The 12,800-nt window shown below is 54.1% G+C and carries 11 protein-coding genes; 4 read left to right on the top strand and 7 right to left on the bottom strand.

What is annotated here, in order from left to right:
• Positions 1-12 precede the first annotated feature (12 nt).
• Positions 13-465, bottom strand: a complete 453-nt coding sequence (locus tag F1728_RS21750) for a glycine cleavage system protein H (RefSeq protein ID WP_145042946.1) — start codon at positions 463-465, stop codon at positions 13-15.
• A 547-nt stretch (positions 466-1,012) separates the two neighbouring features.
• Between F1728_RS21750 and F1728_RS21745 the strand changes: the two genes are divergently transcribed.
• The 3 genes from F1728_RS21745 to F1728_RS21735 all read left to right on the top strand — a co-directional run bounded on the left by F1728_RS21745 (position 1,013) and on the right by F1728_RS21735 (position 3,756).
• Positions 1,013-2,179 (top strand): GntR family transcriptional regulator, encoded by a 1,167-nt coding sequence (locus F1728_RS21745; RefSeq protein WP_155365831.1) that lies wholly within the window; start codon positions 1,013-1,015, stop codon positions 2,177-2,179.
• A 152-nt stretch (positions 2,180-2,331) separates the two neighbouring features.
• On the top strand, positions 2,332-3,285 hold the full coding sequence (locus tag F1728_RS21740; protein ID WP_155365830.1) for a DUF1559 domain-containing protein: 954 nt from the start codon (positions 2,332-2,334) through the stop codon (positions 3,283-3,285).
• 54 nt (positions 3,286-3,339) lie between these two features.
• Entirely contained in the window at positions 3,340-3,756 is a 417-nt protein-coding gene (locus F1728_RS21735; protein WP_155365829.1) for a carboxypeptidase-like regulatory domain-containing protein, read from the top strand.
• 312 nt (positions 3,757-4,068) lie between these two features.
• Here the strand turns inward: F1728_RS21735 and F1728_RS21730 are convergent, their stop codons facing one another.
• The 5 genes from F1728_RS21730 to F1728_RS21710 all read right to left on the bottom strand — a co-directional run bounded on the left by F1728_RS21730 (position 4,069) and on the right by F1728_RS21710 (position 10,206).
• Complete coding sequence (locus tag F1728_RS21730; protein ID WP_145042955.1) at positions 4,069-4,875, bottom strand: DUF817 domain-containing protein; 807 nt, start codon at positions 4,873-4,875, stop codon at positions 4,069-4,071.
• A 157-nt stretch (positions 4,876-5,032) separates the two neighbouring features.
• On the bottom strand, positions 5,033-5,440 hold the full coding sequence (locus F1728_RS21725) for a hypothetical protein (RefSeq protein ID WP_155365828.1): 408 nt from the start codon (positions 5,438-5,440) through the stop codon (positions 5,033-5,035).
• 62 nt (positions 5,441-5,502) lie between these two features.
• Positions 5,503-5,712 (bottom strand): hypothetical protein, encoded by a 210-nt coding sequence (locus tag F1728_RS21720; RefSeq protein WP_155365827.1) that lies wholly within the window; start codon positions 5,710-5,712, stop codon positions 5,503-5,505.
• 684 nt (positions 5,713-6,396) lie between these two features.
• The gene (locus F1728_RS21715) at positions 6,397-8,505 is read right to left on the bottom strand and encodes a hypothetical protein (protein WP_155365826.1); all 2,109 of its coding nucleotides are present in this window, start codon (positions 8,503-8,505) and stop codon (positions 6,397-6,399) included.
• A gap of 267 nt (positions 8,506-8,772) precedes the next feature.
• Positions 8,773-10,206, bottom strand: coding sequence for a sulfatase-like hydrolase/transferase (locus F1728_RS21710; protein ID WP_155365825.1), 1,434 nt, complete (start codon positions 10,204-10,206; stop codon positions 8,773-8,775).
• A gap of 145 nt (positions 10,207-10,351) precedes the next feature.
• On the opposite strand from F1728_RS21710, the gene F1728_RS21705 reads away from it, so the two are divergent.
• Positions 10,352-11,485, top strand: a complete 1,134-nt coding sequence (locus tag F1728_RS21705) for a DUF6263 family protein (RefSeq protein WP_155365824.1) — start codon at positions 10,352-10,354, stop codon at positions 11,483-11,485.
• A gap of 57 nt (positions 11,486-11,542) precedes the next feature.
• On the opposite strand, the gene F1728_RS21700 is transcribed toward F1728_RS21705, so the two are convergent.
• Positions 11,543-12,523, bottom strand: coding sequence for a class I SAM-dependent methyltransferase (locus F1728_RS21700; RefSeq protein ID WP_155365823.1), 981 nt, complete (start codon positions 12,521-12,523; stop codon positions 11,543-11,545).
• Between the last annotated feature and the right edge of the window lie 277 nt (positions 12,524-12,800).

Here is a 12,800-nt window from a genome sequence, read left to right as displayed (position 1 = left end):
TCAAATCGTTTCTCAGTTGAGTTGTCCTTTGATGATCCGCTGTGTCTGTTCCCACACACTGTCTAATAGTTGCAGATACTCGGGTGGGGTCAACCACTGGGCATCCGACTCCATCTCAAACAGCCAGCCTTTGTCGTAATTGTCCGACTGATTGATGGCCGAGGGATCGTTCAACAGTGCTTCGTTAAATTCCAGGATCTTGCCTTCCGAGGGGGAAAACAGGTCAGACAGTGCCTTGGAACTTTCGATCTCCCCGATTTTCTGCTTTTCCCGCACCACAGTAAACGGATCGATAAACCAGTCCAGGAAATAGACATCCTGCAATAGCCGAACCGAGTAAGCCGTAAATCCGACGCGGTAATGGTCCTCCTGCGGCAGTAACCACAGGTGTGACTTACTATAAACACGGTCCTGAGGAATTCGGGCCTCGAAATTCCCCATCATAAAGACAAGATCGTCAGGCATGGTTGGATTGTGCTATGAGCATCGTTGGAACAAAGCTCAGGGGAACAGGGGATTATCCCAAATCGGATACGGGCAGGATTTTTCGCAATATACACTACCTAAATAGTAGAAACAGTTTGTACGCGGGATGCAAGCAGGATTCCCTTGCGAATGACGGGAACCAAAAATTTTATCGCCGTCGGTCCGTAAAACTTTCCCGCGGGGCTGCTTGTATCGACGGGCCGTCAGCCGAGGATGCAGATCACAGGTGTGAACTCCTGGCTGTGCTGAACCAGCTGAATCCCGGAATTTCGAGTGCCGCCAGTCTCCCTAAGCCTATTGTATGCTGGTTGTACCTACCTTTTTCTTGAATTACGGACCTTTTCCACCGTTTTACTGCTCACAGAGATTCCGCCTACTCCCGCACCTGGCAAAACATTCGTTACATTTTCTGAATATTTTGTTTGACAGCTGATTTTTCGAGGGTAATATCGAAACCAGTCAACAGGTATGGCATTGTACGTACCTTTCATCTCATGACTGATACTGAACTTGAGGAAATCCGATCTTGTTCTCCGCGCATGACGTCTTGGAAACGACAAATACCACAGGGCTCTCAGAAGCAGATGCCACGCGGACCAAGTACGAGCGGATCGGGGAACATCTCAAGCGACAAATACGAGAAGGCCAGATTCTGCCGGGGACGGCCCTACCTTCTGAACAACAGTTAGCCAGCCTGTTCGACAGCGCGCGGAGCACAGTGCGGCAGGCGATGGGGCTGCTGGAACGCGAGGGCCTGGTAAGCCGGGTCCAGGGCAAAGGAACCTTTGTCAGTGACCAGGCCCGTCAACGACTCTCCTGCGGACTGGACATTCTGGCGCTGGTGATTCCCGAAGTCCTGTCCGGCTTCTACCCCTCGCTACAGCACAGCTTCGAAGAGTCGGCAAGCCAGACTCAGAATCAGATGCTGGTCTGCTGCACGCGGAACAACATCGATAAACAGGGCAACGTCATCTTACAACTAATCGATAACCAGGTCGGGGGCGTGGCGATCGTGCCCGCCAGTACGCCCCCGACTCCTGGTTATCAAATCCGTCAACTGCAGAAAGCGGGAATTCCCGTGGTACTCTGCCATCGCCCGGTGGAAGGTATTACTGCGCCGCTGCTGGGACTCCCCTTTCGCGAAATCGGCCGGCTGGCGGGAGAGGCACTGGTGGCACAGGAACACCGCCGCTGTGGGTTCTTCGCCCCGCACCGTACACGGACAACCGATTTATATCTGGAGGGATTCCAGCAGGCCCTGGCCGACGTCGGCTGCACACTGGCAGAGGAGCACAGTTATTTCGGTGCGCCCGGCGTGATCGACATGCAGGAACTGGATGCGGAAATCGCGTCCACACTGCAGCAGATGCTGGAACGGCCCGACCGTCCGACGGCCATCTTCACATCGTTCGATTCGATGGCCGAACGGATTTATCTGCACCTGACCAAAATGGGACTGCGGATGCCGGAAGACATCTCGCTGATTGGCGTGGGCGACCAGGTCCGTCACAGCGTGCTGCAACAGCAGATCGCTTCTGTCACCGTGGATGAAACCCGTCTGGGACATCGGGCGGCAGAGCTTTTAGACCAGATGCGAACCGGAGGCATGGCTATCGAAACCACACTGACGGAAGTCATGCCTGTAGAAGTTTACCAGGGGACGACCCTGGGACCTGTAAATACGAACGTTTGAAACTCCATAGATTCCGAAAGGAATTCAGCGCCTATCGAAGTGAGTTTGACCTGTCCAAGGTAGATCGTCGCCGGACATAAACACGTCCAGAATCAGCGCCCCGCTCTGTCGGGCCGGCGTCGCATTTTCCATCTGTTTGTGAGGGCTAAAAAATGCAAAGCAACGTCTTGAAACGTCGTGGATTCACACTGATTGAACTGCTTGTGGTTATCGCGATCATCGCGATCCTGATCGCCCTGCTACTGCCGGCGGTCCAGCAGGCACGAGAAGCGGCCCGCCGCAGCCAATGCAAAAACAATCTCAAACAGATGGGGCTGGCAACTCATAATTATCACGATGCGCATGGCGTCTTCCCCATCAGCCACGGGGATACCGGCAATTCATTCGGCTGGCGGTCGATGATTCTGCCCTATATCGATCAGGCGCCACTCTACAACCAGATTAATTTCAGCGGGAACATTGTCGATGCGGGTAACCTGACCGTGGCCCAGACTCCCCTTGCCGTCTACCGTTGTCCCAGCGATCCGACGCCGGATCGCGTGAGCGGAGGCAACCTGGTCTGGTCAAACTGGTGTTTTCCCGCAAGTTGTCCTTCCAGCTCCCGGAATAACATTGCCGTCACCACTTATAAAGGGGTCGACGGACGAGGCTACGACCAGACGGCGACTGCTTCCCCCATCCCGCAAGGGATGTTCGACCGCCGGATGGGGCTGCGGGCCAGTGGTGGCGGAGGTTCGATTGTGACTCCCAACCGGACGATGAAAATGCGTGACGTGCTGGACGGCACTTCGAACGTGCTGTTTGTGGGAGAGAACTCTCCCGGCTTCCACGCCTGGTCGTCCTGGGCGGCCTGGCATTCCCCGATGACCACCGCCTATCCGATCAATCATCCGTTTCGCGTCTGGCCGAGTGCCCAGACCCGCATCAGTTCGGGGGCTCACGGCTGGGTCGATGGCTTTGCCTCTTCCAGTTACCACGTCGGCGGTGCGCACTTCATGATGGTGGATGGAAGCGTGCATTTCTTCAGTGAGAACATGGACTTCCAGACGTATCAGCAGCTGGGGAATCCGCAAGACGGTTTGCCTACCGGCGGATTCACTTACTGATCGACACTCTCATCTCTGATTTATTCGCTGTTCGAAACGAGCCAGGAGTACGCCATGATTCCGTTTTGCCGCCTGACCATGACAGGCTCTTTGTTGCTGATGTTGCTGATCGCGGTCGGCTGTGGTGGGAAACAGGAAGACCTGCCGGAAACCGTCGCGGTCTCGGGGATGGTGACCTACAAGGGAGCACCGGTTCCCGAAGCCACGATCATGCTCTACCCGGTTGAGGGACGTAAGCCGGCTTCGGGTCGAACGGACGCGGAAGGGAAGTTCACGCTGACCACATTCAATAAAGACGATGGCGCCCTGCCCGGCGAACACCAGGTGACGGTGAATGCTTTTCAGTCGACGCCCGAGGGCGTTTCGATGAAAAGTTCGATCCCGATCAAGTATTCAAACCCGAGCAGTTCGCCTTTGAAAGTGACAGTTTCTGAAGGGGATGCGGATCTGAAGCTGGAACTGACGGATTGAGGGTTTGAGGGGCTGAGTAACAGTGGTGTAACCAGTTCCCTGCACTTTGTGGGCATCGTGATCCTTAATCGGACGCGGTAGCTGCGACCTCCTGCTCGCTGCGCTCGGCCCGAATTTATTCGGGCCCACCCTGTTTTTTTCTCATTCTAGATCTTCTTCACTGATCTTAGCACTGTTGGGCAAGCCAACAGTGGCACCCGGTGATTGTTATGAGATGTCCGATGGGGTTAGATCGTGTTATTGAATGCAGCCGTCTTCCTTTTTACCGGCGGCTAGCGCCTTGCCGCTCAGTTTTTTTTGGCTTGCTGGAATTTAGTTCGCTGTTTGTTCTTCTTCCAGGAGTGCGGGGGGCATGATTGTCGGGCGGTTGACGAGGGAGACGAGGACGAAGCTGAGCAGCATCAGCAGATACCAGGCGACGAGCTTGGTGATGGAGACGAGTTGCCAGTGGTGCTGTTGCGTGGGGTAAACCCAGACATTGGCAAACGTTGAGATGTTCTCGGCGAACCAGATAAACAGCGCGACCAGCAGCCAGCCGACGACCAGGGGCATGTGCCGGTGGATGCGGTCCATGCGAAAATAGATCTGTACGCGGCCGAACATGACCAGGCTGGCGATAATCAGCAGCCAGCGGATGTCGGTGACGTAATGGTGTGAAAAAAAGTTGATGTAAATCAGCGTCACCAGCACGACCGTGGTCCAGAGCGGCGGATAGCTGGAATAGCGAAAGTCAAAGATCCGCCAGACGCGGGCGATGTAACTTCCGACCGCGCTATACATGAAACCGGCAAACAGGGGGACGTTGCCGATACCGATCACGAATGGTTCGGGATACTGCCAGGACTTAATGCCGTCGGAGGTTTTAAAGAGTTCCATGATGGTGGCGACGATGTGAAAGATCAGAATCACGACCGCCTCTTTGGGTGACTCCAGACGAAAGGCGAGCAGAAAGATCTGGAAACCGACGGCGGCCAGGAAGAGAAAATCGTAGCGGTAGAGCGATTCGAAAGGGTACCAGAAGCGAGTGATAATGATCATCGCCAGCAGGAACCCGCCGAAGATACAGGCCGAGGCCTGTTTGATACCGAAGAGCCAGAATTCATACAGGAATGTTTTCAGTGGTGTTACCTCGGGATGTTTTTGGCTGGCGGGATGGTATCGCGAATTATTGGGGTTACTACCACGAAAAGCACGAAAGATACGAAAATTTTCTGCTGGGAAGGCTGATGAAGTAACTGAGGGATCAGCGGGGTTGGGCTAACCCGTTTTCAGGTATTCATTCCTCACTACAAGCGAGTGAGCTAAGAAAATCCCCCGTTCTTCTATCCGCGGAAGCTGTCGCAAGCGTTATAGGACAGACAGTGTCTCCATATGGTGGCAGGACAATCACAGGAAGTCCGTAATAGACCGAATCAGGTTCTTCATCGAGTTCCCACTGGCCTCCTTTGATTTTGATAATGGTTTCTCCGATATAACAGGCCAGAAGATTCAGGATCTGACTTTCGGACTTCTTCAATAAATCGTCGGTATCCTGATAATGACTGAGAATCCACTCCTCCAGTGCATCGAGGCTTTCAGGAGAATAGTCATACTCCTGATCGCTCTCATCCATGAAAGACTGGAACTCCTGCAGAAAGTCCGGCAGGTAGTCGAGCCAATCCTGAAACTGTTGCCTCTCAGACATTTTTGATTCCTTACTCGCAAATCGCCAGTGCTGAAAACTCGTTCCCTACAGCTTAACGATTTTCAGGTACGGGGGTGGGGTTCGTTTTTATAAAATTTCTGATTGGTCTGAATTCCATCGGCGGGCAATGGGAAACCGTGAGGGGCAATGTTGAACTCATGAAGATCGGCTTTAACAGCTGAGATCCTGTGATCGCCTTGTTTTTCTTTCGTGAACGCAACACTGTCAGTTTCCTGCTCGCTGCGCTCGGTTCGAATTTTATTCGGGCTCACCCTGTTTTTTTACGAGCCGGATGGGGTCAGATCGTTGTACTGGAGGCAGGCTTCGACCTTTTTACCGGCGGCTAGCGCCTTGCCGCTCACGGGAAGTAATGAGGGATTGCCATGGGATGTTGTAGCTTGTGGGTTGTAGTGAAATCGGTGGCGACCTGGGGCTCTGTGCTGCTCTTTGTTATGGAGTTGGTCATGGATTGTATTTATTTTGTGAATCGGCAGTTGGGGGTCAAGACAAAATTTTGTCCTGATGTGGCCGGATTTTGTCCTGGTCTGTCCCAGATTTTGTCCTCGTCTAACCGGTTTGTGTCCTGGTTTGCCCTGAACATGGAGGGGCGAACTTTGCGAACGGGTGTGCTCTGCTCCACTAAACAGTCAGTGAAAAGCGATGCGGATTCAGCTGTTGTTTCAGCACTGGTGCAGGATGTTTTAGTGCAGACCACCTGTCTCGCGCGCGAGCCAGATGCGAAACAGGATACGTTTCGGCAGAGGCGATTCCAGTTCAATCTGTTCCCTTTCAGAGACAGAAGTGAACTGAAAACCGGGGAGTGGATGCGGAGAGAACTGATGAGGGATCCTTTGAAAGCGGATCGGGCGGGGCGCAATAAAAAAGGGGAACAGGTACAAGACCTGTTCCCCGATCGGAACTGGGGTTGGCTCCAAGCCAGCCCCCGCACACTTCCGTTACTCAGCGGTGAGTGCAGCCGTCTGTGGTGCAATCACCAGATCGATGGGATTAGAAACCGCTTCGTCGCCCCGCACCACGATCATTGTGGCTTCTGCAGCATCGACGAGTGGCAGTTCCGGAACCTGAATCCGAACACCCAGATCATACCAGCCGTAGATCTCAGCTTCGAAGTTCATTCCGTTCATCGAGATCAGCACTTTGCCGGGCTCCGGTCCCAGACCTTCACCTGCCAGGTTGATCAGGGCACCGCTCACGACGACGTCGGAATCAGACGAGAACAGGGCGGGATCGACGGGCAGAACATCAACTCGCGGCATCACAGCACCGTTGTTTTCCTCGAAGGCTTCGGGGATTTCGCGGTGCGAATCGATCAGCACGTGCAGTTGTTCAAAGGGAACCTGGTTTCCTTCTGCATCGGTCGACATCATGCTGGCTTCAAAAGGCAGACGGATGTCGACAGACTGAATCTGACCGGCGGCGATATTATCAACCCGCGTACCTGCTTCAGGGAGTCCTGCGACCGCATCACGAGTGTTGGAAGCCAGCAGCATGACGTTGAAGGGAGCGTTGATATCGACGTCGCTGTTATTGCGGAACCAGACGCGGTAGCGGGGACCGAGTTCCTGTTCCGGGTGACCGGAGTCAACAAAGCGGACAGCCAGCATCTGCAGGTCGAGACCCGCGTCAATCACGATGGGTTCCACGTCAACCCAGGTACCACAGGTGACGATGGGCAGCGGCTGCCAGACGGGGCAGTCATACCAGACCCAGGGACCACAGGGATCATAGATAATTGGACGACAGAGCAGTGGACGAGGATCGCAGATCGGGTGACACCAGTCCCACCAGCACCAGTCAACCCAGGCACTCCAGTGCGGGCTCCAGCAGTAGCTGGGGTAGAACCCGGAACCGGCGTAGAAGAAGCCGAAGTGAGTGTTGACGAAGGAATTGTTCATTTTGCCGAACAGGCTGCGGTTCCGCCATCCGCCATGCTTGAGCAGATTCTGATTCAGTTTCAACTGACGGGCGACGTCACCTTTTTTGTGCAGCTCAAACTGTTTCTTGAGGTGCCAGTTCTTGTTCTGCTTGCTGTTAATCAACGCGTTCAGCTGACCGGCTTTCAGTTTCTTATCAAGGTTACCGTTGATCGGCTTGATGTTTTTGCCTTTGAAGAAATCTTTATCCAGGGGAACGCCATTCTTACCCAGCCAGTTTTTCGAAGGACCTTTGGGACCGAACTTGTGGTCTTTTCCCTTGATCAGATCTTTGTGTTTGGACAGATCGATGACACCAGGATATCTGGTTTTTCCCGAGTTCTTACCCGGCTTGCCGAGCAGATCGTCGCGAGAGATGCCTTTGACTGGCGGGATGCGATTTCCCTTACCGGGTTTGAAAACATCTCTGCCTGGTTTGAAGACATTATTTTTGCCGTTGAAGTCTGGTCGAGGACGGACCGTATTCTTCCCGGGCTTGGGAACAAACCTGCCGTGGTCCGGTTTGCGATCCGGAATCTTCAGGTCAGGTACTTTGCGATCCGGGATCTTGCGGTCTGGGATCTTCCGGTCGGGAACTTTGCGATCAGGAATTTTGATTTCAGGACGTTTGCGATCAGGAACTTTAAAATTGGGATTTTTGAAATCCGGTCGTTTGCGATCGGGAACGCGTGGCTGCAGATCTTTGGTGTTGAGATTCAGACCACTGCTCTTGCCGAACTGCGGCATTTTGAAATCAGGTCGCGAGGATTTCGGTGCGACCTTAAAGGAGGGTCGGGATTTTTGTGACCCTCGATTGAAGGCCTTGGGTGATGTTTTACCAGCACTCTTTTTGAAATCGCGAGTAACGCGACTCGGGCGACTTTGAGAAGACGATTTGGGCTGACTGCTCTGTTTTTGACTTGAACTTTTAAAACGACTTGAGGAACTCTGTGAACGAATTGAGCGACTGGAACTGCCTTTGTCACTGCGGCTGGATTTGCTGCTGTTGTCGCTGCGTCGGGATGACTTGTCGGCTGCGAAGGCCGGGGCACCACAGATGCCGCCTGCCAATGCCAGCGAAAGCAGGATTCGAAACGGCCGTCGTAAGCTACGTTTTTTTCTCTGGATCATCTTGACTCTCCCCCTTAAGGCTAAATCTTAAAAGCCCGCGTTGTGATGTGAACGACATTTGGGAAGAGCGTAAAATATGCCAATTATGACGATTTGACGTGGTGGCCTGACAAACAAAGCCACAAGCCTTATCCAGCAAGCAACTTATAACATTTTCACAACAGGGAAAGCAGTCAAGGATTTTCTTGTAAATTCCACAAAGCGAACCGGAGCGCCATCAGAATGAGAGCACCCCAAAATCAAATTCGCAGCAACAGACCGGTTGAATCAGGAAGATTTTGCCGAAGCCAGCGACTTGTCGTTCTGCGACTTCCGCCAGTCGTTCAGGCGGCGGAGCAGAGCGTCGCGAGTCTGTTGATGAGCGGGGTCCTGAGAGAGGTCGTGCATCTCCAGAGGGTCGTTCTGAAGATCGAAGAGCTGGACTCGATCGAGGTGCGGATAGAGGATCAGCTTCCAGCGGTCGGTGCGGATCATGCGCTGGAAGTCGCGGAAGTAGCCGTAGATTTCCTCGTAGATCTCCTCTTGCTTCCCTGTGAGGACCGGTTTCAGACTTTTGCCTTCGACCGATTTGGGAATGGGGATGCCTGCGAGGTCACAACTGGTGGGATAGAGATCGCGGAGATAGCACTGCGCGGCCGAGCGCTGATCGGCGGGGACGCCGGGACCGACGATGATCATCGGAACGTTGATCGTGTGTTCGTACATGTTCTGCTTGCCTCGCAGCCCGTGGCTGCCGACTGCCAGGCCATGATCGCTGGAGTAAATCAGAATGGTATTATCCCACTGTCCCGATTTTTTCAGGGCTTCAACAATCCGTCCGACTTGCGAGTCCAGATGCGAAATCACCGAGTAATACAGGGAGAGATCGTTCTGCACGACCTTCCTGGTGCGAGGCCAGGGCAGCAGTTTTTCATCGCGACCGTCGAAGTTCCCGTGATCAAAGGGATGCTCGGGCAGGAAGTTCTTGGGAACGGGCATTTCGTCGGGGTTGTAGTATTGTTCGTAGCCGATAGGCATGAGCAGTGGATCGTGGGGGGCGGTGAAGCAGACATGGAGGAAGTAGGGTTTGCTGTGTTTGCGTTCGATGAATTCGATGGCTGCGTCAGCAAAGTGTTCGCTGATATTGGAGGTCAGCCCGACGCCCTTCTCGGGAAAGAAGTGACGCTCATCATCCTGAAAGATCCAGCCACGGTAGCCGGTCACGAGCAGACCGTTGCCATCGTAGGAGGGAACCGCCCAGCGACCGCCGCCGCCGGTAAACAGGCCCAGCGTCTCATCGTAGCCCCGGATTACCGGCTTGCCGTCATTGTGCCACTTCCCGACAAACCAGGAGTTGTAGCCCGCTTTGTGCATGGTTTCGGACCAGGTGGGGAGATCGGATTTGATTGGCTTGCCGAAGTCCATCGATCCGTTATGGAATCCGCCGACACCAGTGAGGATTTCCGCACGACTGGGGGTACAGATCGGATTGGCACAGGTGGCCCGGGTGAAGCTGGTGCCCTGTTTGACGAGTTGATCCAGGTTGGGGGTCTTGATGACCGGGTTCCCGAGGGCGGCGATGGTGTCGGGACGCTGGTCGTCCGAGAGCAGCAGGATCACATTGGGTCGCCGGGGCGTTTCAGGCTGCGCATCAGCGGCGAACACAAGGGAGCAGGAGAGCGTAAACAGTGTTGTTAAACCAACTAAAATCACAGATCGCATTCGCTTCCCCTCTCAGGCCCCCGGGTCGAGGCGCCGGTTTGAATTCGTCTTTCACTAAATCCGTATTACTGATAACTTTTGTGCCGGAAATAACTCAGAAAAAGCACATTCATTAGTTTTTTTATCTATTCTGGACAATGTCGCCATGCAGGGCAAGCGTTATATCAGCTGGATGATCGGAATTGTGATTCTTGCCGGGACCGGCTGGTCCTTTTTGAACAAGCAGCAGAACGAATCGTCGGAAAAGGTGGAAGACGTCAAACCTCCCGGAGCGGTCGCGGAACAGACTCAGCAACCGCCTGTGGAAGTCGCGCCGGTTTCGCTGCGTGAGGAAAAGGTAGAGGTGCTGGAGTTGAACCTGGCCGTCAATCAGCGTTTTCCGATGATCAAGACGGTGGAGCAGACGTTGTCGCAGGCCTCGGCTGCCGGGGTCGTGCAGAGTAAATCGAAACTGGAGCTGATTCTGGCGCTGACGGTGGAGGAGCTTCAGGAAGACGGTCGGAAGCGTTTGCGCGTGCAGTATTCGGGTGTGAAGTATTCACATGACATCGCGGGTGAGAAAGTCTCGTTCGATTCCAATCGTAGCTCGGGCCCTGCACCACCGGAGGTCCAGGCTTATCAGGGACTCGTGCAGAACGGGTTCTCCTTCTGGATTGGACCGGATAACAAAATCATCGAGCTGGTCGGCTTTGATCAGTTTATGCAGCGATGTCTGCAGAACACGCCGGTCAGTCAGCGGGAAACCGTGCTGGCAAAGATCTCCGAGACCTCGGGGGACGACGGCGTGGCCAACTTCATCGACGACAGCATTGGTCTGCTGCCTTATAACATCAACAAGGAACATCAAGGGGGCGCGGTGCGTGTGGGCGAGAGCTGGACGAAAACCCGGCGTCTGACGCAGCCAATCCCGATGGTCCTGAAGACTGAGTACACGCTGCGTGAGCTCAACGAAAACATCGCCCGGATCAACATCGCGGGAGACATCGCGGCTTCGAAGATCAGCAGTCCGATCAACCAGCATGGAAAATCGGTGCAGCTGTTTATCCGGGGCGGGAAATCGTTTGGCAGCTGTCTGCTCGACCGCCAGACAGGGCTGCCGCTGGAATCCAGGATCGAACGCTTCCTGGAGACGACCGTCAAACTGGAGAGCGGCAAACAATTCGAACAGCAGAAACAGATCGTGACGACGATCCGGGCCTTTCCGCATCAGGAAGAACGCCCGCTGGGCCCCTCAGCGAAGATTACGCCGCGGAGTAATCCAAAGCCGGCGGCGAATTGATTGACGTTTTTTTTGCTACCACGAAATTCACGAAAGGCACGAAAAGGGGATTCGAAATCACGCAGCTGAACGCAATGATTCGGGAGCTTCGTCTTCCTGTTCTGCGGCGAACTTCTGGCATTCCTGAATGACGTCTGCCACGAACTGTCTGGCTGACAGGTGCTCCTTGAGATAGCTGGAGACCTTCTTCACACGCGACGTGAAGTAATAAGGCCGCAGGTGATACTGCAGGGGAGTGGCGGCGTTGATGACCTGCATCGTTTCGCGGTAATTATCCGGATCGATGGTAAGTTCGGTTGAATCGCTGCAGGAGAAGAGCATCTGCAGGTTGGGATCTTCCTGAGTTCCGAACTGCTGCACCAGCTGGAAGCCACAACTCTCGGCCAGCATCTTGAGGCTGGAGGGAGTGAAGTTATGAATGTGAGCGTAATGGAACATTTTGCTGCGACGGGCAAAGGGAGCCGCGATGTTTGGACATTCGACGTAGAACAGTCCGTCGTCGGAGAGCATGCCGCGAATGTATTCGAGGGCCTTGCGGGGCGAGTTAAAGTGCTCGATCACGTGGACGAGCAGAATCAGCTCGTGGCTTTTGTCACGGGGCTGCTCGAAGAGATCTCCGCGGACGACGTTGGTCAGGAGTTGCTGCTGCGAATAATTCTGGAAACCTTCGCCCGGTTCAATTCCCCGCGAAGCGTGTCCATTAAGTTCAAAGACTTTGACGGTGCAGCCAATGCCTGCACCGACTTCGAAGACTTCCATATCGGGTTCGATGTGGGGCTGCAGCTGGCTGAAAATTCGTTCGCCGTTATTCCAGGCTCGCATCACGCGGCGATCGGAAGGAGTCATTTCGCCGTGGTAACTCTGGCGGTACTCGGTGGCGTAATAGCGGGCAAGCTCTTCGTCGCTGGGAATCTGGCCATGGGCGACCAGGCCACAGGATTTGCAGATCACTGTTTCCAAGGGCTGGCGATGCCGGTCCCGGGTTCCAATTTGTTCAAACTCGGTTCCTGCACAGAGATCGCATTGCTTTTGTCCCATTTGATTCACCACCGTTTTTCGCCTGTAATTCGAAGAATTCTACTGTCCGGGCCCCTTGAATTTCAGCGGAGCCGCAATAGAACGGGTCAGATTGGCGTGAACACTAATCAGAGAAGCAAAACAGGTCAAGATGAATCAATCCAAGGCGGTTTCCGCAGGGAAGTTAGTAAAATTCATCTCATCGTTACGATTGTGAGTGCGCATTGGACTTTCGCTGCCGCCAGACGGGGCAGTGTGTTGAGTTTCCGGGCTCAGACAGGTACTCTGGGAACCGCTG

This window comes from Gimesia benthica (assembly GCF_009720525.1).
In the GTDB taxonomy this organism is placed as follows: Bacteria; Planctomycetota; Planctomycetia; order Planctomycetales; family Planctomycetaceae; genus Gimesia; species Gimesia benthica.
The sequence above is the reverse complement of the archived record's forward strand: the minus strand, read 5'-3'. Positions and strand labels throughout refer to the sequence as shown.

What these genes read in the sequence shown, in the direction of transcription:
- F1728_RS21750 (WP_145042946.1), bottom strand. Translation starts at nt 465, where the DNA reads ATGCCTGACGATCTTGTCTTTATGATGGGGAATTTCGAGGCCCGAATT.
- F1728_RS21740 (WP_155365830.1), top strand. Translation starts at nt 2,332, where the DNA reads ATGCAAAGCAACGTCTTGAAACGTCGTGGATTCACACTGATTGAACTG.
- F1728_RS21735 (WP_155365829.1), top strand. Translation starts at nt 3,340, where the DNA reads ATGATTCCGTTTTGCCGCCTGACCATGACAGGCTCTTTGTTGCTGATG.
- F1728_RS21725 (WP_155365828.1), bottom strand. Translation starts at nt 5,440, where the DNA reads ATGTCTGAGAGGCAACAGTTTCAGGATTGGCTCGACTACCTGCCGGAC.
- F1728_RS21715 (WP_155365826.1), bottom strand. Translation starts at nt 8,505, where the DNA reads ATGATCCAGAGAAAAAAACGTAGCTTACGACGGCCGTTTCGAATCCTG.
- F1728_RS21710 (WP_155365825.1), bottom strand. Translation starts at nt 10,206, where the DNA reads ATGCGATCTGTGATTTTAGTTGGTTTAACAACACTGTTTACGCTCTCC.
- F1728_RS21705 (WP_155365824.1), top strand. Translation starts at nt 10,352, where the DNA reads ATGCAGGGCAAGCGTTATATCAGCTGGATGATCGGAATTGTGATTCTT.
- F1728_RS21700 (WP_155365823.1), bottom strand. Translation starts at nt 12,523, where the DNA reads ATGGGACAAAAGCAATGCGATCTCTGTGCAGGAACCGAGTTTGAACAA.